Here is a 21,280-nt window from a genome sequence, read left to right as displayed (position 1 = left end):
TAATGAGCGCGGTCACTGCGGCAAGCACGCGGCGAATGTGCGCAGGAGTCGTCGAACGTATCGGCGCGCAAGCAGTTGGCCGGGGAGACCGGCTAGTGCCGTACGTGTCACAGTAAAGAATTTATCGTCATTTCTTGAGGAAACCATGAGTGCTATCGTAGATATCATCGGTCGGGAGATTCTCGATTCGCGGGGCAACCCCACCGTCGAATGCGACGTGCTGCTCGAGTCGGGCACGATGGGCCGCGCCGCGGTGCCGTCGGGCGCGTCCACGGGTTCGCGCGAAGCGATTGAACTGCGCGACGGCGAAACCGGCCGCTACAGCGGCAAGGGCGTGTTGAAAGCCGTCGAGCACATCAACACCGAAATCTCCGAGGCGATCATGGGCCTCGACGCTTCCGAGCAGGCTTTCCTCGACAAGACGCTGCTGGAACTCGACGGCACCGACAACAAGTCGCGCCTCGGCGCGAACGCCATGCTGGCGGTTTCCATGGCCGTCGCAAAGGCCGCCGCTGAAGAAGCCGGCCTGCCGCTGTACCGCTACTTCGGCGGCTCGGGCGCGATGCAATTGCCGGTCCCGATGATGAACATCGTCAACGGCGGCGCGCATGCGAACAACAGCCTGGACATCCAGGAATTCATGATCGTGCCGGTCAGCCAGCCGACCTTCCGCGAAGCGCTGCGCTGCGGCGCCGAAGTCTTCCACGCGCTGAAGAAAATCCTGTCGGATCGCGGCATGAGCACGGCGGTGGGCGACGAAGGCGGCTTCGCGCCGAACTTCGGCAGCAACGACGAGTGCCTGTCGACCATCCTGCAAGCCATCGAGAAAGCCGGCTACCGCGCTGGTGAAGACGTGCTGCTCGCGCTCGACTGCGCGGCCAGCGAGTTCTACCACGACGGCAAGTACCAGTTGGCCGGTGAAGGCCTGCAACTGTCGTCGGCCGAGTTCGCCGACTACCTCGCGACGCTCGCAGACAAGTTCCCGATCGTTTCGATCGAAGACGGCATGCACGAGTCCGACTGGGCAGGCTGGAAGCTCTTGACCGACAAGCTCGGCAAGAAGGTCCAACTCGTGGGCGACGATCTGTTCGTCACCAACACGCGCATCCTGAAGGAAGGCATCGAGAAGGGCATCGCCAACTCGATCCTCATCAAGATCAACCAGATCGGCACGCTGACGGAAACTTTCGCGGCAATCGAAATGGCCAAGCGCGCGGGTTACACGGCCGTGATCTCGCACCGCTCGGGCGAAACCGAAGACTCGACCATCGCGGACATCGCCGTCGGCCTGAACGCCGGCCAGATCAAGACGGGTTCGCTGTCGCGTTCGGACCGCATCTCGAAGTACAACCAGCTGCTGCGTATCGAAGAAGACCTCGGCGATATCGCCAGCTATCCGGGCAAGTCGGCGTTTTACAATCTGCGCTAGGTTGTCGGTGGCCAGTTGGCCAGCGCTGACCGATGAGCCGGTTATCCTTCGTTTCTGATTGACCTCGCCGCCCTGCGTTTAGCGCAGGGCGGCGCGTATTTATTGTGCTTACTTCATGCGGCTCGTCACTGCTGTCCTGATCGTTCTGCTGGTGTTGATCCAGTACCCGCTCTGGTGGGGCCACGGCGGCTGGTTGCGCGTGCACGAGCTGCAGCAGCAACTCGCTCAGCAGGTGCAAAAGAATGCCGACTCCAAGGTGCGCAACGAGCGCATTCAAGGCGAAGTGCAGGACTTGCAGAACGGCACCGCTGCCGTCGAAGAACGTGCCCGATACGAAATGGGCATGGTCAAAGACGGCGAGGTGTTCGTGCAGTTCGTGTCGCCGAACGCACCGTTGCCCACCGCGAATGCGCCTTCCACGACCACATCTACGCGCGGCGAAGTGTCGGCTGCGCCGCTGCATATGGTGCCGAATCCTGAATCGCGCGCGAAGCCCGAGCGCAAGCACGGCGGCAAGGCTGCGAAGGACAAAAAGCCTGCGCACTGAATCCGAAAGCGATTCAATGCGCAGGCGCAAAAAAGGCGCGGTCTTCCGATCGCGCCTTTTTTCATATGAAGTGTTGGACTTCTGTTTGCGAGGATTCGCCCGCTCAGCCCATCACCAGCCCCAGTACGGCCCGTAACCCACGCCGACTCCCGTACCCCAGCCGTGTCCCCATCCGCCGCCGTAATAGCTGCCGTATACCGTGACGGGCGGGCTGTAGTAGCGCGACCACGCTTGCGCGGCGTTTTCGGCGGCAATGGCCTGATTCTGCTCGGCCATGACCTGCTGGTCGATGGCGTCATAGCGCTGGCGCTCGGCTCGCGTGAGTGGCTGAGCGGCGCTGCTCATGCCCGACTGATCGGCGGGCAGGCGGCTATAGATGGGCGACGGCCCCGGCGGGTCCATCATGCAGCCCGTCAACGCAGTGATCCCGGCGAGTGCCGCCAGCACGGCAAACGTGCGTGCTGGACGCCGCAGCGAAGTAGGAGTGCTCATGTTCGGCCTCGATCGGTCGGATGCCTAAATAAAACGTGGATTGCATAAAACGTGGACTGCAACAAATGCGGCGCGCACCGGCAGGTGCACGCCGCACGCAAGCCGCGCTCTAGTGCCGCTGCTCCGCAGCCGGCGTCACACCCTGTGAGAGTGCGTTGGCGAGAAAAAGTTGCGCCACGTCGACCGGGTCGAACTCGTACCGCTGGTTACAGAACTCGCAGTGAATCTCGACGTGGCCGCGCTCTTCGAGCACGCCGTCCACTTCGTCGCGGCCGAGCATTTTCAGCATGGAGCCGACCTTTTCGCGCGAGCACGAGCATTCGAAACGCGCGGTGGCCGGCTCGAAATGCTGAACGTTTTCCTGCCAGAAAAGACGGCGGAACACCGTTTCCGGCTCTTCCTTCAGCAACTCGTCTTGCGACAGCGTGCCGCCGAGCGTGCAGACGCGCTCCCACGTATCCGCATCCAGTTCGCCCGGATGAGGGAGGATGCCGCCGTCGCCCGGCAGCTTTTGCAGCAGCATGCCGACCGCGCGCTCGGAATTCGCCGCGAGCCACAGACGCGTGTCGAGCTGCTCCGAGTGATGCATATAGTGCTCGAGCACTTCCGCCATCGAGTTGAGCGGACCATTCGCGCCCGAGAGCGGCACGATGCTCTGGTAGGGCTGCTGGCCCGGCTTCTTGTCGCGCGGGTCGAGCGTGATCACGCAGCGGCCGTGGCCGCTCGCGTTGATCAGTTCGATCATCGAGGACGTGTCGTCGATCATCTGTCCGTCTTCGCCGGACAGCTTGGCGGTGGCGCGCATCGAAAGATCGGAGCTGCATTGCACCACCAGCATCTTGGCCGGGCCGTCGCCGAAAATCTGCATGACCAGCGTGCCGTCGAACTTGAGATTCGCCGACAGCAGCGCGCACGCGGCCATCATCTCGCCGAGAATCGTCCGCACTGGCGCCGGATATTCGCGGCGGGTCAGCACTTCCTGCCAGGTATTGCGCAGGGAAACGATTTCACCGCGCACCGGCGCCGCGCTGAACATGAATTTTTGCAACTGGTCACTCACAACTTTTCCTCTCTCGAATGGCGCGGCCCGGCAAAATGCCGTGCACGCGCCGTGCGCGCCGCGCGCCCGGCCGATCAGCCGATGCGTACGAGCTGCGCCTTGAAATACTCGCGGCGCTCGGCATAACTTGCCGTGCCGCGCTGCATATTGGCGATATCCGTCTCGGTCAATTCGCGCACCACTTTTGCGGGCGCGCCGAGGATCAGCGAATTGTCGGGAAACACCTTGCCTTCGGTCACGATGGCGCCCGCTCCGACCAGACAGTTGCGGCCGATAACCGCGCCATTCAAGACCACCGCCTGAATTCCGATCAACGAGCCTTCCTTGATCGTGCAGCCGTGCAGCATCACCTGATGGCCGACAGTCACGTTCGGCTCGATCGTCAGCGGAAAGCCGGGGTCGGTGTGCAGCACCGCGCTTTCCTGCACATTGCTGCCCGCGCCCAGCATGATCGGCTCGTTGTCGCCGCGCAGCGTCGCGCCGAACCAGACGCTTGAGTTTTCCTCCAGCGTCACGTTGCCGATGATCGTCGCCGAATCCGCGACGAACACGCTTTCATGGATGGTCGGGGCGGCGTCGCCCAGCTTGTAAATGGTCACGGTGTCTCCTCTTGATGGTCGCCGGACGTCGGTGAGCGCCGGATTGCGCCGGATTGCGCCGGTTTGTGCGGCTTCGTCTGCCTGTCGGCCGCCCTGAATGGTCGAATCGAGTATTGTAAACGGTTGTGTGGTTGTGCCGCTCGCCGCGGAATAGCGTGCCGCCGCTAACATCGTGGCTAACATTCGCCGCTAACACGTCCTTTTACTGGCTTCGCCGATTTTGCCTTCCATGATGTCTGCCGCTTCACCTGCTTCCTCTGCGTCGTGCGCTTTGTCGGCTCCGTCCGTGCCTGAAGCGGCGAGCCAGCCGCTCTGCGCGCGCACGGCCGCCTTGGCCGCGTTGCGCGAAGTCGATCCTGTTGCCAAGGCGAGCGCGGCGCGCGCGCTGTACCCGGCCGTGCTCGACGGCAGCTTTGCGTGTCCCGCAGATGTCGTGCTCGATGAACCGCCGGGACTGCCGGGCCGGCCCGCGCGGCCGGAACTGGTCGAGCCGCGCCGGCTCGGGCGGCGCAGCATGCAGTCGCCGCAAGGGCGCGCGGTCCTGCTGCACGCGCTCGCGCACATCGAATTCAACGCGATCAACCTCGCGCTCGATGCCGTCTGGCGCTTCGCCGGCATGCCCGCTGCTTTCTATACCGACTGGCTAAAAGTCGCCGCCGAAGAGGCGTATCACTTCTCGCTGCTGACCGCGCGGCTCGCTGAATACGGTCACGCGTACGGCGATTTTGCTGCCCACGACGGCCTCTGGGACATGTGCGAGCGCACCAGTGGCGACGTGCTCGCGCGCATGGCGCTCGTGCCGCGCACGCTGGAAGCGCGCGGCCTCGACGCGTCGCCGCCCATCCGCGCGCGTTTGCAGCAGGCGGGCGACCTTGCATCGGCGGACATTCTCGACGTGATCCTGCGCGACGAAATCGGCCATGTGCTGATCGGCAATCGCTGGTTCCGCCATCTGTGCGAGAAGGCCTGCGTCGATCCGCACCTCACCTACACGCGTCTCGCCGCGCAGTATCACGCGCCGAAACTGCGCGGCCCGTTCAATTTCGAAGCGCGCCGCGATGCCGGCTTCGACGAGACCGAGCTTGCCGAACTCGTGGCGCGCGCCGGTCTCGACAGCGACAGCGACAGCGCAGCGCCTTCCGCCGCGACGGACTGAGACTTTGCTCGGCATCCGCCGTCGCGCGGCGCTTCCTTATCTCGTTATAATCGAACGACCATTCTTTTTGTGCGTCCGATCATGAATACATCCCGGTCTGAATTCGTTGCCGTGCGCGGCATCCGTCTGCATGTCCGGCGCTGGGGCAATCCCGATGCGCCGATGCTGTTCATGCTGCATGGCTGGATGGACGTCGCGGCGTCGTTCCAGTTCGTCGTCGATGCGCTCGGCGGCGACTGGCAGATCGTCGCGCCGGATCTGCGCGGCTTCGGCCTGTCGGACTGGCCGGTCGCGCAAAGCGGCGGCGGCAACTACTGGTTCCAGGACTACTTCGCCGATCTCGAAGCGTTGCTCGATCACTATGCGCCGAGCGGCCAGGTGAACCTGGTCGGTCATAGTCTCGGCGCGAATATCGTCTGTCTGTATGCGGGCGCGCGGCCGGAGCGGGTGCGGCGCGTGGTCGATCTGGAAGGTTTCGGACTCGCGCCGTCGCATCCGGCGCAGGCACCGAGGCGTCTGCAAAACTGGCTCGACGAATTGCGCGAGCCGCCGCGACTGAGGCACTACGCGTCGCTCGACGACGTCGCCGCACGCCTGATCAAGACCAATCCGCGGCTCGCGCCGGCCCGTGCGCAGTTTCTCGCGCAGCACTGGTCGAAGCCGGACGGCGAGGGGCGTCTCATGTTGCTAGCGGACCCGGCGCACAAGCTGCGCGGCCCAACGCTCTATCGGCTCGACGAGGTGATGGCTGTGTGGCGCAAGGTCAGCGCGAAAGTGCTGCACGTGGAAGCCGCGCATTCGCCGACACTCGCCATGCTTGCCGGCGAGATTCCGCTCGATGAATTCAAGGCGCGTTTCCAGGCGTTCCCGGATTGGCGCGAAAAAATCATCGAGGAAGCGGGGCATATGGTGCATCACGATCAGCCGGAGCAGGTGGCGGCGCTGATCGAGGGCTTCTGCGCGTAGCAGCCGGAAAAACGCAAGCGGAGAAGCGCCGGCGGGGAGAACCCCGGCCCGGGAAGTCGCGGCGAGAGATTGCCCTGCGGTCACTTACTGCGTTGCAGTAAAATGGCTGCAGAACTTTCTCCACACGATGATGAACGCCGATCTCCACTGTCATTCCACCGTTTCCGACGGCCAGTTTGCGCCGGCCGATGTCGCGCGCCGTGCGCATGCCGGGGGCGTGACCTTGTGGGCGTTGACCGATCACGACGAACTCGGCGGCCAGCAGGAAGCGCGCGGCGCGGCCGGGGAACTCGGCATGGACTACCTGAGCGGCGTCGAAATTTCGGTGACGTGGGCGGCGCGCACGGTGCACATCGTCGGGCTCGGCATCGATCCGACCAGTTCCGTGCTGATCGACGGGCTCGCGCGCACGCGTAACGGGCGCGCCGCTCGCGCCGAAGCGATCGGCGAGCAACTGGCCACGCTCGGCATTCCCGACGCGTATCAAGGCGCGCTGAAATACGTGTCGAATCCGGACATGATTTCGCGCACGCATTTCGCGCGCTTCATGGTCGAAAACGGCTACGCCAGTTCCACGCAAGACGTGTTCAACCGTTATCTCGGCGACGGCAAGCCGGGCTACGTGTCGCACCGCTGGTCCAGGCTCGCGGACGCCGTCGGCTGGATCAAGGCCGCGGGCGGCGAGGCGATCATTGCGCACCCTGGCCGTTACGCGTATTCGCCGGTCGAGTTCGACGCGTTTTTCGCCGAATTTATCGACCTCGGCGGCAAGGCGATCGAAGTCGTGACGGGCAGCCACACGCCCGACCAATACCGCGAATACGCCGACGTCGCGCGCCGCTTCGGCTTCGAGGCATCGCGCGGGTCGGACTTTCACGCGCCCGGCGAGGGCCGTGTCGAACTCGGCTCCCTGCCGCCGCTTCCCGCCGATCTCAAGCCCGTCTGGGAACGCTGGCTGTGAACGCGCGCCGTGCCGACGCGGCACGTCACGCGCGAAGGCCGCGCGTTCGCGCGCGCGTCGTGCGCTCATTCATCCCATGTCAGGTCCGGGTGCTTGCAAGGCCGGCTGCGCGGGTTCACTTGCCGTTCGTCCGTAGTCACCGATAGACCGATAGCCGCCATGTCCCAATACTTTCGGCTTCATCCCGACAATCCGCAGCCGCGCCTCGTCAAGCAGGCCGTGCAGATCATCAACGACGGCGGCGTAGTCGCGTTGCCCACCGATTCGAGCTACGCGCTCGCCTGCCATCTCGACGACAAGCAGGCGGTCGAGCGGCTGCGCCGGATTCGCGGGCTCGACGAAAAGCAGCTGCTGTCGCTGCTGGTGCGCGATCTGTCGGAGCTGGCGAATTTCGCGATGGTGGACAACCGCCAGTACAGGCTGATCAAATCGGTGACGCCGGGGCCGTACGTGTTCGTGCTGCAGGCGACCAAGGAAGTGCCGCGGCGCCTGTCGCATCCGTCGCGCAAGACGATCGGTCTGCGCGTGCCGGACCACGCGATCACGCTCGCGATTCTCGGCGAACTCGGCCAACCGCTGCTCGGCTCCACGCTGATCCTGCCGGGCGAAACGGCGCCGCTGAACGATCCCGAGGACATCCGCGAGCGTCTGGAAAAGCAACTGGATCTCGTGATCGACGGCGGCGCTTGCGTGTGCGAGCCTTCCACGGTGATCGATCTGACCGGCGAGCAGCCGGTGCTGGTGCGGGCAGGGCGCGGTTCTCTCGCGCCATTCGGTCTCGAAGAGACGGCATGAGCGAAAGCGGACAGATGGACGCAATCGCATTGTTACAATAGCGAGTTATGGATTCTTCCCTGATACAAACCATCGCGGTGTACGCGTTGCCGGTGATTTTCGCGATCACGCTGCACGAGGCCGCGCATGGTTACGTCGCGCGCTGGCTCGGCGACAACACCGCCTACGTGCTCGGGCGCGTGTCCATCAATCCGATGCGGCATATCGATCCGCTCGGCACGATCGCGATTCCGTTGCTGCTTTACTTCGCCACCAGCGGCGCGTTCATGTTCGGCTACGCCAAGCCGGTGCCGGTCGCCTTCGGCAACCTGCGCAATCCGCGCTGGGGCAGCCTGTGGGTTGCCGCAGCGGGTCCGGCGTGTAATTTCGTGCAGGCGCTCATCTGGGGCCTGTTCGGCGTCGGGCTCGCCGTCATGGCAGTCGACGAACCGTTCTTCACGCGCATGGCAGCGGCGGGCGTGGGCGTCAACCTCGTGCTCGGCGTGCTCAATCTCTTTCCGCTGCCGCCGCTCGACGGCGGCCGCGTGCTGATGGCGCTTTTGCCGCCGCGGCAAGCCATCACGCTGTCGCGCCTCGAACCGTATGGCTTTTTCATCGTCATGGCGCTGGTCATGACGGGCACGCTGACGCGCTACTGGCTGAGCCCGCTCGTCATGCTCGGCTACCGCGCGATCACCGCAATTCTGACTCCACTTGTTTCGCTTTTCTAAATAACCATGTTCCCAGACCGTATCTTCTCCGGCATGCGGCCCACCGGGTCGCTGCACCTCGGCCACTATCACGGCGTGCTGAAAAACTGGGTGCGGCTCCAGTCCGAATACCCGTGCTTCTTCGCCGTCGTCGACTGGCACGCGCTGACAACGCACTACGAGACGCCCGAGGTCATCGAGAAAAACGTCTGGGAAGTGCTGATCGACTGGCTCGCGTCGGGCATCGATCCGGCGCAGGCCACGCTGTTCATCCAGAGCCGCGTGCCCGAGCATGCGGAACTGTCGCTGTTGCTCGGCATGAGCACACCGCTTGGCTGGCTCGAACGCGTGCCGACCTACAAGGAGCAGATGGAGAAGCTGAAGGAGAAAGATCTCTCCACCTACGGCTTTCTCGGTTATCCGGTGCTGATGGCGGCGGACATCCTGCTGTATCGCGCGTCGCTCGTGCCGGTCGGCGAAGACCAGGTGCCGCACGTCGAAATGACGCGTGAAATCGCGCGCCGTTTCAACTACCTGTATGGCCGCGAACCGGGCTTCGAGGAGAAGGCGAACGAAGCCGCCAAAAAGCTCGGCGGCAAGCGCGCGAAGCTGTATCACGAGTTGCGCAACGCGTACCAGCAGGAAGGTGACGACGAAGCGCTCGAACAGGCGCGCGCGATGTTGCAGGAATCGCAAAGCCTGTCGATGAGCGACCGCGAGCGGCTCTTCGGCTACCTTGAAGGCTCGCGCAAGATCATTCTGGTCGAGCCGCAGGTCCTGCTGACCGAAGCGTCGCGCATGCCGGGGCTGGACGGCCAGAAAATGTCGAAGTCGTACGGCAATACGATCGGTCTGCGCGAAGATGCCGAGACCATCACGAAGAAAGTGCGCACCATGCCGACCGATCCGGCTCGGGTGCGCCGCACTGATCCGGGCGACCCGGACAAGTGCCCGGTGTGGCAACTGCATCAGGTCTACACGGACGAAACCACCCACGAGTGGGTTCAGAAGGGTTGCCGCTCGGCGGGCATCGGCTGTCTCGAATGCAAGCAGCCGGTGATCGAAGGCATTCTGCGCGAGCAGCAGCCGATGCTGGAGCGCGCGCAGAAGTACATGGACGACCCGTCGCTGCTGCGTGCCATTGTCGCCGACGGCTGCGACAAGGCGCGCCGCTTCGCCACGGAAACGATGCGCGACGTTCGCGAGGCAATGGGTCTGTCGTACAACTGAGCGGCCGCTCGCACGCCATGAGCACTGCCGCCGCCTCACTTCACGGACTGGGCGAGCCGTCGCGCTGGGTCCGTCATTGGGCGCATCTCGTCGCGGCCGGCGGCGCGGTGCTCGACGTCGCGTCGGGCGCGGGGCGGCACGCACGGTTCTTTGCGTCGCGGGGTCATCCCGTGACGGCGATCGACCGCGACGCGGCGGCGCTCGGCGCGCTTGCCGGCGAGCCGCTGCTTACGCCGCTGATCACGACGCTCCTCGCCGATCTTGAAGGCGCGCCGTGGCCGATGCCCGCGCACGCGCGGTTCGCCGCCGTGGTCGTCACGAACTACCTGCATCGGCCGCTCTTTCCGCAGTTGATCCGCTCGCTCGCGCCCGGCGGCGTACTGGTTTACGAGACGTTCGCGCAAGGAAACGAAAGGGTCGGCAAGCCCTCTAATCCCGCGTTTCTGCTCGCGCCCGGCGAACTGCTCGACGTCGTGCGCGGCCACTTGCGGGTGGTCGCGTTTCAGGACGGCTTTCTCGCGCAGCCACGCCCGGCTTACGTCCAGCGCATCTGCGCGGTTCTGGAGGTGGAGCGTTCAGCCGACCCCGCGCAGGCGGCCCCCCCGCCTTGTTACGAGTTGGCTGGCTAATCCGCTACAATCGCGGTTTACCTGTTCAAATTCATGGCGTTTCATGACTAACGGCATCCAGTCCGGCACTCAAGCCGGCACCCCGCGCGGCAACTCGGCCAACGACGGCGTTCAGATTCGCGGCAGCATTCCTGCCATCATCACTCCGATGCTCGAAGACGGCAGCCTCGATCTGCCGGCGTTCCGCAAACTGATCGACTGGCATATCGCCGAGGGCACCAATGCGCTCGTCGTGGTCGGCACGAGCGGCGAGTCGGCCACGTTGTCGGTCGAAGAACACGTGCTGATGGTCAAAACCGCGGTCGAGCACACGGCGGGCCGGATTCCGGTGATCGCCGGCTCGGGTGGCAATTCGACCACGGAAGCAATCGAACTCACCCGCGAGGCGAAGGAAGTCGGCGCCGACGCCACGCTGCAGGTCGTGCCGTACTACAACAAGCCGACCCAGGAAGGCATCTATCGCCATTTCGCGAAGATCGCCGAAACCGTCGATCTGCCGGTGATTCTGTACAACGTGCCGGGCCGCACGGTCGCGGACATGAGCAACGAGACGATTCTGCGTTGTGCGCAGGTGCCGGGCATCATCGGCGTGAAGGAAGCAACCGGCAATATCGATCGCGCCGCGCATCTGATCAAGTCGGCGCCCGCGCACTTCGGCATCTACAGCGGTGACGATCCCACGGCGATCGCGCTTATGCTGCTCGGCGGCCACGGCAACATTTCGGTCACCGCGAACGTCGCGCCGCGTGCCATGAGCGAACTCTGCAAGGCCGCGCTGGCGGCGGACGCAAAGACCGCGCGCGAGATTCATCTGAAACTCCTGTCGCTGCACAAGAACCTGTTCGTCGAATCGAATCCGATTCCGGCGAAATGGGCACTGCAGCAACTGGGTCGTGTGCAGGGCGGAATCCGCCTGCCGCTCACGCCGCTCGACGCGCAATACCACGAAGTGGTGCGCGGCGCGTTGCGCGAAGCGGGTCTGCTCGGCTAGGCGGGCGCAGCGCTGCTCCGTCAGCGCTCGCGTCGCCACTCGCATTCCCTTCGCATTCCCTTAACCGACGTCGATCCAGCCCACGTTCCCGGCACACAGAACCAGGCACCGCGTTCCAGCATCACGAAGGACCTCATGAAACGTTCCGCACTTTCCCTCCACGCAACCCGCATGGCGGCGCTGACGCTTGCCCTGGTGACGCTCGCCGGCTGTGACACCCTGAACGACTGGTTCGCCTCCGATCGCGTGAACTACAAGGGCGCGGGCAGCGCGCCGCCGCTCGCCGTTCCCGGCGACCTGACCACCACGCCGACCGACCAGCGCTACGTCGCGCCGCCGGCCAATCTGGCGCTGGGCGGCGCCACGCAGCGCGCGGTCACGGCCGCCGGCAACTCGACGGAAGGCCAGCCGAACGCGCAGGACCCGTATGGCATGCACATCGAGCGCGACGGCGATCGCCGCTGGCTGGTGGTCGACGGCCGTACGCCGGAACAACTGTGGCCGCAATTGCAGGAGTTCTGGCAGGAAAACGGCTTCGCGCTGAAGACCGACGCGCCGGCCACCGGCATCATGGTGACGGACTGGGCTGAGAACCGCGCCAATATTCCGGACGACTGGTTCCGCCGTACCGTGGGCAAGGTGATCGACTTCGCTTATTCGTCCGGCACGCGGGACAGTTTCCGCACGCTGGTGTCGCGTGGTCCGTCGGATACGACGGACATTTCTGTCTCGCACAGCGCAATGGAAGAAATGCTGACCGGGCAGGACAAGACGTCGTCGCGTTGGGAAGAGCGTCCGCGCGATCCGGCGCTGGAGGCGCTGTTCCTCGCCAAGTTGATGGAAAAATTCGGCCTGACTGAAAAGCAGTCCAAGCAATTGCTGACGGAAGCGCGCTCGGCTACGGCGCCGGCCAAACTCGAGCAGAACGCGGGCGCTTCCACGCTCGATCTGCAGGAATCGTTCGATCGTGCATGGCTGCGCGTGGGCCTGGCGCTCGACCGCACCAACTTCACGGTCGACAACCGCGATCGCGCGAAGGGCATCTACTACGTGCGCTACGCGGATTCGATGCAGGAATTGAAGAAAGAAGGGCTTCTCGGCAAGCTGTTCTACAGCGGCAATTCGTCGAAGAAACCGGGGCAGGAGTTTCTCGTGAACGTCCGGTCGAAGGGCGAAACAGTTACGCAGGTCGCCGTGCTCGACGCAAACGGGCAGATCGACAATTCGACAGACGCGCAGCGCATCGTGACGCTCCTGCACGCGCAACTGAACTAAGCAGGCTGTGCGATTCGCAAGTCTTGGCAGCGGCAGTGAAGGCAATGCCCTGGTGGTGGAGGCGCAGAGTGGCGCGACCACCACGAGGGTGCTGCTCGACTGCGGCTTTTCGGCCAAGGAAGTCGAGCGGCGCCTGACGCGCCTCGGTGCGAGCGTCGAAGGCCTCGACGCTATTCTGATCACCCACGAACATAGCGACCACATTGGCAGTGCGCTGACGCTGGCCCGCAAGTGGTCGATTCCGCTGTACATGAGTTGGGGCACCGCCCGCGCGGTGGGCGCCGACGAAGCCGATGTCGATCTGCAAGTGCTGTGGGGCGACGAAGCGGTGGCGATCGGCGACCTGAGCATTCTTCCGTACACGGTTCCCCACGACGCCCGCGAGCCGTTGCAATACGTGTTTTCGAATGGCGCAAGCCGCCTTGGCGTATTGACTGATGTGGGCACGTCCACACCGCACATCAGCGCCGTGCTGAGCGGCTGCGACGCGTTGGTGCTCGAATGCAATCACGATCTGCGGATGCTGGCCGGCAGTCGCTATCCGCAATCGCTCAAGGCGCGCATCGGCGGCAATCATGGGCATTTGAACAACGACGCGGCGGCTGAAATTCTGGCCTCGCTCGATCGCTCCCGTCTGCGCCATCTCGTTGCCGCGCACCTGAGCCAGCAGAATAATCTGCCCGAACTGGCGCAGGCAGCGGTGGCCGGGGTGCTAGGCGCCGCGCCGACCGAAGTGGTGGTGGCGTCGCAAGCGGATGGTTTTGCGTGGTTGAGCCTCTGAACGTCCGCGCAGCGGTGCCTTGACGCTTCAGGCGGCGGCGCAACAAAAAAAAGCCCATAACGACTGCTCGTTATGGGCTTTTTTTCCACGCGACGGGCGTTTTGCAACGCCGCGTCCGCCTTCCGGCTTCAGATGTCACACTTAATTGCGATTGCCGCCGAAAATGCCGAGCAGCGCGAGCAGGTTGACGAACACGTTGTACAGGTCAAGATAAATCGCAAGCGTAGCCGTGATGTAGTTCGTCTCACCGCCGTTCACGACGCGCTGAACGTCGAACAGCATGTAGGCCGAGAAGATCACGATCGCCATGACGGAAACCGTGAGCATCAACGCCGGCAGATGCAGGAACACGTTCGCCACCGAAGCCAGCAGCAGCACGACCACGCCCATGAACAGCCACTTGCCGAGGCCGGAGAAGTCGCGCTTGCTGACCGTGGCGATGGTCGCCATGGACGCGAAGATCACACCGGTGCCACCAAACGCGAGCATGATGAGCGACGGGCCGTTGGAGAAACCCAGCACGAAGCCCAGAATGCGCGACAGCATCAGGCCCATGAAGAACGTGAAGCCGAGCAGCACGAACACGCCTGCAGAGCTGTTCTTGGTTTTTTCGATGGCGAACATGAAGCCGAAGGCGATCGCGAAGAACGCCAGCAGGCTCATGGCGGGACTGGTGGCGGCGAACAGCGTGAAACCGGTGGTGAGGCCCACCCAGGCGCCGAGCACGGTCGGAATCATGGACAGCGCCAGCAGCCAGTAGGTGTTGCGTAGCACGCGGTTGCGCGTTTCGACCGTGCTGACCGCGCCAGTGCGGCCAAAGCTATACGGATGATCGTTCATGGTCTCTCCTTACGTCAGAAGCGTGTTGCGTGAAGTTTTCAGCGGGTTATCCAGCGTGCGCGCGGCGGGCCGCGCTGAAGGCTTTTTTGGGCGCCGTCTTGCCGCTCGTCGCGGACTACTCGTTCCTAAGATTGGCGCGGCGGGTGAGAGTTTCAATGCCCCTCGTAGACGGAAACATGCATTGAGAGATGCTTTGAAAACGCCCACACGACCTACGCTACCAGCATTCAAAAACTCCTGCCTGGAGTCTTTCAGTGCTGTAAGGGTTCAATCGCAATCATACACGGGAACATGCTACAATAGCGGATTCATTTGAATCTGTAACCTCTTAATTTTTTGGAGTTTTTATGGCGATCGAACGCACCCTGTCCATTATCAAGCCGGACGCAGTGGCCAAGAACGTGATCGGCCAGATCTACAGCCGTTTCGAAAACGCTGGTCTGAAGATCGTGGCTTCGCGCATGGTCCATCTGTCGCGCGCCGACGCTGAGAAGTTTTACGCCGTGCACGCCGCGCGTCCGTTCTTCAAGGATCTGGTTGAATTCATGATCTCGGGTCCGGTGGTCGTGCAGGCGCTGGAAGGCGAGAACGCGATCCTGAAGCACCGCGATCTGATGGGCGCAACGGACCCGAAGAAGGCAGAAAAGGGCACGATCCGCGCCGACTTCGCTGACAGCATCGACGCCAACGCGGTTCACGGTTCGGACGCGGCTGAAACGGCTGCTGTCGAAATTGCGTTCTTCTTCCCGCAAGTGAACGTTTATTCGCGCTAAGTCGCGATTGCCGCGGCGATTGGTGCAGCCGATCCGTTTTATCGCACGAATCGCCGGGCAAAGTAGTAAGGTAAAAGCAGCAGGAATGGGCGCGAACGGCATTGCGTGCATGCAGCTTGTTGCATGAACTCAGTCTCGCACTGAAATGGCAGGATTCGATATGACGAGCAGTCCCTCCGTCAACCTTCTCGATCTCGACGCCCAAGCGCTTGTCGCCTATTGCGACAGCCTGGGCGAGAAGCCGTTTCGCGCCAAGCAACTGCAGCGCTGGATTCACCAGTACAACGCTCCCGACTTCGACGGCATGACCGATCTCGCGAAGTCCTTGCGCGAAAAGCTCAAAGGTCGCGCCACGATTACGATGCCCGGCATCGTCAGCGACCACGTTTCTACCGACGGCACACGCAAGTGGCTGATCGACGTCGGCAACAGCAACGCAGTGGAAACGGTGTTCATCCCCGAGGAAACGCGCGGCACGCTGTGCGTTTCATCGCAGGCGGGGTGCGCGGTGAACTGCCGTTTCTGTTCGACCGGCAAGCAAGGTTTTTCCCGCAACCTGACAACGGGCGAAATCATTGGCCAGTTGCGCATGGCCGAATTCGCGCTGCGCGCGTCGCTTGGCGCGGCCGGCGGCCGTGCAATGGGCGGCGACGGCAAGGGTGAGCGCGTCGTCACCAACGTCGTGATGATGGGCATGGGCGAGCCGCTTTTGAACTACGACGCGGTCGTGCCCGCCATGCGCCTGATGCTTGACGACAACGCCTACGGCCTGTCGCGTCGGCGCGTCACGCTGTCCACCTCGGGCGTCGTGCCCATGATGGACCGGCTGGGCGCCGATCTTCCGGTTGCGCTGGCGGTTTCGCTGCATGCGCCGAGCGATCCGCTGCGCGACATGCTGGTGCCGCTCAACAAGAAATACCCGCTGCGCGAGTTGATGGCAGCTTGCCAGCGTTATCTGAAAGTCGCGCCGCGCGACTTCATTACCTTCGAATATTGCATGCTCGACGGCGTGAACGATAGCGAAGCGCAAGCGCGCGAACTGCTGGCGCTCACGCGCGACGTCCCCTGCAAATTCAATCTGATTCCGTTCAACCCGTTCCCCGAATCGGGCCTCATCCGCTCGAAGCCGGAACAGATCAAGCGGTTTGCACAGGTGTTGATCGATGCGGGCGTCGTCACCACAGTGCGTAAAACACGCGGCGATGATATCGATGCTGCCTGCGGTCAGTTGGCCGGAGCGGTGAAAGACCGCACGCGCCTTGCTGAGCGCACCGGGAAGGCGGCGAAGGTCATCGAGGTTCGAGCCGTGTAGCCGGCGGGCGGCGCACCGAGGCGTTCGAACGCGTCCAGCGTCACCGGTGGTGGAAAAGAAAGTTTGCAGAATCGATCAGAAGCGGCACACGGGGCCGCGCATTTTGTTATAAACGGTCTGCAATTCGGACATGAGGTTTGGACCGGTCCGGTTGCACAAGTGAAAAAGAATCGACGCGAAAGGATTTGGGATGAGTGAGCCGCAGCACCCGCAGCCGCAGGACACAGACACGAACGAAGGCCGTCCGTCGCCAGTCGCGCGGGCGGTGGTGCAGCCTGTTGTGCAGCCGGGGCCGGACTCGCTGGCGTCGGTTGGCGCGCGCTTGACGCAACTGCGCGAATCGAAGGGTTGGTCGATCGAAGACGTATCGGCTCGTCTCAAAGTCGCGCCCGTCAAACTGCGCGCGCTCGAATCGGGCGACATCAGCCATCTGCCGGATACGACCTTTGCGCTCGGCGTGGTGCGCAGCTACGCGAAGATGCTTGGCGCCGATCCCACGCCGTTTACCCAGGTGTTGCGCCGCGAGAAGGGCGTGCCCGCGCCGGATCTGTCCATGCCGGCGTCGTCGGGCAAAGATTTGCCGCGCGGCCGCGTGTCCCTGTCGCTCGGCGGCGGCGCGCAACGAAGCCGCTCGTGGTTGTGGGGTGTTGCAGCGGTGATCGTCGCGGTGATCGCGCTTGCCATGTGGCATACCAATGGCGGCGATTCGAACGCGTGGCTCGCGCGTCTGAAGGCGAGCGCCAATGGTGGCGCGGGTAACGCCACGGGCGCATCAGGTGCGGTCTTGCAAGGTCCGTCAGCGGGCTCGGAGGCCGTCGCGGAAGAAGCCGCGTCCTCGCCCGACGCGCAAGCCGTGGCGCAAAGCGCCGCATCCGCCACGCCGATGCCCGTGCCGCTAGGGGCCGGCACCGCCCCGGCTTCCGGGCCGCCTGTCACGGCGGGGCCCGCAGCGGCCGCTGCACCCGCGCCAGCCGCGAGTGCCCCGGCTGTGGTCGCGAATGCCTCGGCGGCGGTGGCCGCGCCGGCCGCGGGTTCGGCAATCGTCGCACTGCGCGTGAAGCAGGATACGTGGTTCAGCGTTCGCGGCAAGGATGGCAAGGAAGTGTTTTCCGGCCTCGTGCATGCGGGCGATTCAAAGGAAGTAACGGGCGAGGCGCCTCTCAAGGTCACGGTCGGTAACAAGGCCGGTCTTGAATCGCTCACGCTCAATGGCCAGCCGGTCGATGCGTCGAAGTATTCGGCGGCGAAGGGTAACGTGGCGCGCTTCGCGCTGCCTTGATAGAGACGGTGTGCGCCGCGGCCGACCGGACCGCGGCGCTTTTTCAATTCAGGCGTCACATTTTTTGTGTGGCGCGTGCGGCGTAAATGGGTTTTTCGATGCAATCCGAAGCTCAATCCCAATCTGGTAGCAAGATCGTGTCTAACGAGCCGGTATTCGGCGGTCAGGCTGCGCGGCGCAGGTCGCATGCGGTCAACGTTCGTTGGGGCGGCCAGCTCGTCACGATCGGCGGCGACGCGCCCGTGCGCGTCCAGTCCATGACCAACACGGACACCGCGGACGCCATCGGCACCGCGATCCAGATCAAGGAACTGGCGCAGGCCGGTTCGGAACTGGTGCGTATCACGGTCAATACGCCGGAAGCGGCCGCGGCCGTGCCGGCGGTGCGCGAGCAGCTCGACCGCATGGGCGTGTCGGTGCCGCTCGTCGGCGATTTCCATTACAACGGCCATCTGTTGCTGCGCGACTATCCGGCGTGCGCCGAGTCGCTGTCGAAGTACCGGATCAATCCAGGCAACGTCGGCCACGGCGCGAAGCGCGACACGCAATTCGCGCAGATGATCGAAGCAGCGGTGAAGTACGACAAGCCGGTGCGGATCGGCGTCAATTGGGGCAGTCTCGATCAGGACCTGCTCGCGAAAATGATGGACGAAAACGCCTCGCGTTCCACGCCATGGGAAGCGCAGAGCGTGATGTACGAAGCGCTGATCCAGTCGGCCATCGGCTCGGCGGAGCGCGCGGTCGAACTCGGCCTCGGGCGCGACAAGATCATTCTGTCGTGCAAGGTGAGCGGCGTGCAGGACCTGATCGCCGTGTACCGCGAACTCGCCCGCCGTTGCGAATTCGCGCTGCATCTCGGCCTGACCGAAGCGGGCATGGGCTCGAAGGGCATCGTCGCATCGACGGCGGCGTTGTCGGTATTGCTGCAGCAGGGCATTGGCGACACGATCCGTATCTCGCTCACGCCGGAGCCGGGCGCGTCGCGCACCGGCGAGGTCATCGTCGGCCAGGAAATTCTGCAGACCATGGGCCTGCGCTCGTTCACGCCGATGGTGATCGCGTGTCCCGGTTGCGGCCGCACGACGAGCACGTTGTTCCAGGAACTCGCCTCGCAAATTCAGACGTATCTGCGCACGCAGATGCCGGTGTGGCGCGATCAGTATCCTGGCGTCGAAAAAATGCACGTTGCGGTCATGGGCTGCATCGTCAACGGGCCGGGCGAGTCGAAGCAGGCGAATATCGGCATCAGCCTGCCGGGTTCGGGCGAAAACCCGGCCGCGCCGGTGTTTATCGACGGTGAGAAGGTCAAGACGCTGCGCGGCGAAAATATCGCGCAAGAATTCCAGCAAATCGTGAGTGACTATGTCGAGCGCCGCTACGGCCGCGCCGAGGCGCTCAACTAAATACCGGCTATCGAAACACAGATGACTGAACAGAAGAAAAGGCTCGAAAAACTGTCCGGCGTGAAGGGCATGAACGACATCCTTCCGCAGGACGCCGGGCTGTGGGAGTTTTTCGAAACCACCGTCAAGTCGATGCTGCGTTCGTACGGATACCAGAATATTCGTACGCCGATTGTCGAACATACGCAGTTGTTCACGCGCGGTATCGGCGAAGTGACGGACATTGTCGAGAAAGAGATGTACAGCTTCACCGACGCATTGAACGGTGAAAATCTGACCATGCGCCCGGAAAATACCGCAGCGGTCGTGCGCGCGTCGATCGAACACAACATGCTGTACGACGGCCCGAAGCGGCTGTGGTACATCGGTCCGATGTTCCGTCACGAGCGTCCGCAGCGCGGCCGTTATCGCCAGTTTCATCAGGTCGGCGTGGAAGCGCTGGGCTTTGCCGGTCCGGACGCGGACGCTGAAATCATCATGATGTGCCAGCGGCTGTGGGACGATCTCGGCCTCACGGGCATCAAGCTCGAAATCAACTCGCTGGGTCTCGCCGAAGAGCGCGCGGCGCACCGTGTCGAGCTGATCGCGTACCTCGAAAAGCACATGGATGTGCTCGACGAAGACGCGAAGCGCCGTCTCTACACGAACCCGCTGCGCGTGCTCGACACGAAGAACCCGGCGCTGCAGGAAGTCGCGCAGAACGCGCCGAAGCTGATCGATTTTCTAGGCGAGGAATCGCGCGCGCACTTCGAGGGTTTGCAGCGCATTCTGAAGGCGAACAATATTCCGTTCACGATCAATCCGCGGCTTGTGCGCGGTCTCGATTATTACAATCTGACCGTGTTCGAATGGGTGACGGACAAGCTCGGCGCGCAGGGCACCGTCGCGGCGGGCGGCCGTTACGATCCGCTGATCGAGCAGCTCGGCGGCAAGCCCACGGCGGCGTGCGGCTGGGCAATGGGCATCGAGCGGATTCTCGAACTGCTGAAGGAAGAAGGGCTCGTGCCCGAGGCCGAAGGTTGCGACGTGTACGTGGTCCATCAGGGCGACGCCGCGCGCGAGCAGGCCTTCATCATCGCGGAGCGGCTGCGCGACACCGGTCTCGACGTCATCCTGCATTGCAGCGCGGACGGTCAATCGGCGAGCTTCAAATCGCAAATGAAGCGCGCCGACGCGAGCGGCGCGGCCTTTGCGGTCGTGCTCGGCGAAGACGAGATCGCCAACGGCACAGTCGGGGTCAAGCCGCTGCGCGATACAAATGCTAACGGTGGTAAAAGCGAGCAACATAACGTGCCCGCCGAAGACTTGACCGAATTTCTAATCAATGCGATGGTTGCAACCGCCGAAGACGGCGACGACTGATCGCGATGTCGTCGAGCGCATGGGCTCGACACGCACACATAGCAAGCAAGAGGAAATCGCCGGGCAATGAGTTACCACGACGAACAAGAATCGATTGAAAGTCTGAAGGCTTGGTGGACGCAGTGGGGTAATGCAACCACATGGATCGTGCTGGTGGTGCTAGTCGCCGCAGCCGCCTGGAACGGCTGGAATTTCTGGCAGCGCCGTCAGGCCGCGGAAGCCGCTGTACTGTATGACCAGGTGCAGCAGGCCGTCGCCTCCGGCGACAAGGCGAAGATCACGCGCGTCGCCGCCGACATGGAAGACAAGTTCAGCCGCACGGCGTACGCGCAAATGACCGCGCTCGGCGCTGCCAAGGCGCTCTACGCAGCCGGCGACGAGGCCGCGGCCAAAGCCCAGTTGCAATGGACCGTCGATCACGCGAAAGACGACGAGTTCAAGCAGATCGCCAAGCTGCGCCTCGCTTCGTTGCTGCTCGACGAAAAGGCTTACGACCAGGGTCTCGCACTGCTCGCCGAGCCGCAGTCCGACGCGTTCAAAGGCATCGTGGCGAATGGCCGCGGCGACCTGCTCGCGGCTCAAGGCAAGCGTGACGATGCGCGCACGGCGTACAAGCTCGCGCTCGATTCGCTGCCGAAAAGCGACAGCTCCGCGCGCCAGTTGATCCAGTTCAAGCTGGACGCGCTGGGAGGCTAAGCGCCGCGCGCAGCG

22 protein-coding genes are annotated in these 21,280 nt (G+C 63.6%); 18 read left to right on the top strand and 4 right to left on the bottom strand.

Annotated features, from left to right (window positions below; genetic code table 11):
* The first annotated feature begins 145 nt into the window (after nt 1-145).
* Both eno and ftsB read left to right on the top strand, forming a co-directional pair.
* Nucleotides 146-1,429, top strand: a complete 1,284-nt coding sequence (gene eno, locus VOM14_RS09460) for a phosphopyruvate hydratase (protein ID WP_327628441.1) — start codon at nt 146-148, stop codon at nt 1,427-1,429.
* A gap of 115 nt (nt 1,430-1,544) precedes the next feature.
* Nucleotides 1,545-1,976 (top strand): cell division protein FtsB, encoded by a 432-nt coding sequence (gene ftsB / locus VOM14_RS09455; protein ID WP_327628440.1) that lies wholly within the window; start codon nt 1,545-1,547, stop codon nt 1,974-1,976.
* A gap of 111 nt (nt 1,977-2,087) precedes the next feature.
* Here the strand turns inward: ftsB and VOM14_RS09450 are convergent, their stop codons facing one another.
* The 3 genes from VOM14_RS09450 to VOM14_RS09440 all read right to left on the bottom strand — a co-directional run bounded on the left by VOM14_RS09450 (nt 2,088) and on the right by VOM14_RS09440 (nt 4,127).
* On the bottom strand, nt 2,088-2,468 hold the full coding sequence (locus tag VOM14_RS09450) for a hypothetical protein (RefSeq protein WP_327628439.1): 381 nt from the start codon (nt 2,466-2,468) through the stop codon (nt 2,088-2,090).
* A 109-nt stretch (nt 2,469-2,577) separates the two neighbouring features.
* A complete protein-coding gene (gene hslO, locus VOM14_RS09445; protein ID WP_327628438.1) occupies nt 2,578-3,528 on the bottom strand; it encodes an Hsp33 family molecular chaperone HslO in 951 nt (316 codons plus the stop codon).
* Between the two features lie 74 nt (nt 3,529-3,602).
* Nucleotides 3,603-4,127: a gamma carbonic anhydrase family protein gene (locus tag VOM14_RS09440; protein WP_327628437.1), complete on the bottom strand. Its 525-nt coding sequence runs from the start codon at nt 4,125-4,127 to the stop codon at nt 3,603-3,605.
* A 229-nt stretch (nt 4,128-4,356) separates the two neighbouring features.
* Between VOM14_RS09440 and VOM14_RS09435 the strand changes: the two genes are divergently transcribed.
* From VOM14_RS09435 to VOM14_RS09390, 10 genes are all read left to right on the top strand, one after another.
* The gene (locus tag VOM14_RS09435; RefSeq protein ID WP_327628436.1) at nt 4,357-5,283 is read left to right on the top strand and encodes a ferritin-like domain-containing protein; all 927 of its coding nucleotides are present in this window, start codon (nt 4,357-4,359) and stop codon (nt 5,281-5,283) included.
* Between the two features lie 81 nt (nt 5,284-5,364).
* Nucleotides 5,365-6,249: an alpha/beta fold hydrolase gene (locus tag VOM14_RS09430; RefSeq protein ID WP_327628435.1), complete on the top strand. Its 885-nt coding sequence runs from the start codon at nt 5,365-5,367 to the stop codon at nt 6,247-6,249.
* A gap of 130 nt (nt 6,250-6,379) precedes the next feature.
* Complete coding sequence (locus tag VOM14_RS09425; RefSeq protein WP_327628434.1) at nt 6,380-7,210, top strand: 3',5'-nucleoside bisphosphate phosphatase; 831 nt, start codon at nt 6,380-6,382, stop codon at nt 7,208-7,210.
* 159 nt (nt 7,211-7,369) lie between these two features.
* The gene (locus tag VOM14_RS09420; protein WP_327628433.1) at nt 7,370-8,005 is read left to right on the top strand and encodes an L-threonylcarbamoyladenylate synthase; all 636 of its coding nucleotides are present in this window, start codon (nt 7,370-7,372) and stop codon (nt 8,003-8,005) included.
* 47 nt (nt 8,006-8,052) lie between these two features.
* Nucleotides 8,053-8,715 (top strand): site-2 protease family protein, encoded by a 663-nt coding sequence (locus VOM14_RS09415; RefSeq protein ID WP_327628432.1) that lies wholly within the window; start codon nt 8,053-8,055, stop codon nt 8,713-8,715.
* 6 nt (nt 8,716-8,721) lie between these two features.
* Nucleotides 8,722-9,924 carry a tryptophan--tRNA ligase gene (locus VOM14_RS09410; protein ID WP_327628431.1) on the top strand — a complete coding sequence of 401 codons (1,203 nt, stop codon included), beginning with the start codon at nt 8,722-8,724 and terminating at the stop codon, nt 9,922-9,924.
* A 17-nt stretch (nt 9,925-9,941) separates the two neighbouring features.
* Entirely contained in the window at nt 9,942-10,553 is a 612-nt protein-coding gene (locus VOM14_RS09405) for a class I SAM-dependent methyltransferase (RefSeq protein ID WP_327628430.1), read from the top strand.
* Between the two features lie 43 nt (nt 10,554-10,596).
* Nucleotides 10,597-11,544, top strand: a complete 948-nt coding sequence (gene dapA / locus VOM14_RS09400) for a 4-hydroxy-tetrahydrodipicolinate synthase (RefSeq protein ID WP_327628429.1) — start codon at nt 10,597-10,599, stop codon at nt 11,542-11,544.
* 135 nt (nt 11,545-11,679) lie between these two features.
* Nucleotides 11,680-12,819 (top strand): outer membrane protein assembly factor BamC, encoded by a 1,140-nt coding sequence (bamC, locus tag VOM14_RS09395; protein ID WP_327628428.1) that lies wholly within the window; start codon nt 11,680-11,682, stop codon nt 12,817-12,819.
* A 7-nt stretch (nt 12,820-12,826) separates the two neighbouring features.
* Entirely contained in the window at nt 12,827-13,600 is a 774-nt protein-coding gene (locus VOM14_RS09390; RefSeq protein WP_327628427.1) for an MBL fold metallo-hydrolase, read from the top strand.
* Between the two features lie 141 nt (nt 13,601-13,741).
* Here the strand turns inward: VOM14_RS09390 and VOM14_RS09385 are convergent, their stop codons facing one another.
* Nucleotides 13,742-14,440 carry a Bax inhibitor-1/YccA family protein gene (locus tag VOM14_RS09385; protein ID WP_327628426.1) on the bottom strand — a complete coding sequence of 233 codons (699 nt, stop codon included), beginning with the start codon at nt 14,438-14,440 and terminating at the stop codon, nt 13,742-13,744.
* 347 nt (nt 14,441-14,787) lie between these two features.
* Here VOM14_RS09385 and ndk point away from each other — a divergent pair, with 347 nt between their 5' ends.
* The 6 genes from ndk to VOM14_RS09355 all read left to right on the top strand — a co-directional run bounded on the left by ndk (nt 14,788) and on the right by VOM14_RS09355 (nt 21,265).
* On the top strand, nt 14,788-15,213 hold the full coding sequence (gene ndk / locus VOM14_RS09380; protein ID WP_134455646.1) for a nucleoside-diphosphate kinase: 426 nt from the start codon (nt 14,788-14,790) through the stop codon (nt 15,211-15,213).
* A 160-nt stretch (nt 15,214-15,373) separates the two neighbouring features.
* Nucleotides 15,374-16,525, top strand: coding sequence for a 23S rRNA (adenine(2503)-C(2))-methyltransferase RlmN (gene rlmN, locus VOM14_RS09375; RefSeq protein ID WP_327628425.1), 1,152 nt, complete (start codon nt 15,374-15,376; stop codon nt 16,523-16,525).
* Nucleotides 16,526-16,715: 190 nt separating this feature from the next.
* Nucleotides 16,716-17,804, top strand: a complete 1,089-nt coding sequence (locus VOM14_RS09370) for a helix-turn-helix domain-containing protein (protein WP_327628424.1) — start codon at nt 16,716-16,718, stop codon at nt 17,802-17,804.
* A gap of 86 nt (nt 17,805-17,890) precedes the next feature.
* The gene (ispG, locus tag VOM14_RS09365; protein WP_327628423.1) at nt 17,891-19,207 is read left to right on the top strand and encodes a flavodoxin-dependent (E)-4-hydroxy-3-methylbut-2-enyl-diphosphate synthase; all 1,317 of its coding nucleotides are present in this window, start codon (nt 17,891-17,893) and stop codon (nt 19,205-19,207) included.
* A 21-nt stretch (nt 19,208-19,228) separates the two neighbouring features.
* Nucleotides 19,229-20,569 carry a histidine--tRNA ligase gene (gene hisS / locus VOM14_RS09360; RefSeq protein ID WP_327628422.1) on the top strand — a complete coding sequence of 447 codons (1,341 nt, stop codon included), beginning with the start codon at nt 19,229-19,231 and terminating at the stop codon, nt 20,567-20,569.
* A 66-nt stretch (nt 20,570-20,635) separates the two neighbouring features.
* Nucleotides 20,636-21,265 (top strand): YfgM family protein, encoded by a 630-nt coding sequence (locus VOM14_RS09355; protein WP_327628421.1) that lies wholly within the window; start codon nt 20,636-20,638, stop codon nt 21,263-21,265.
* Nucleotides 21,266-21,280 lie beyond the last annotated feature (15 nt).

This window comes from Paraburkholderia sp. MPAMCS5, from assembly GCF_036016995.1.
Classification (GTDB): domain Bacteria; phylum Pseudomonadota; class Gammaproteobacteria; order Burkholderiales; family Burkholderiaceae; genus Paraburkholderia.
This window is presented reverse-complemented; position numbering and strand designations above follow the sequence as displayed.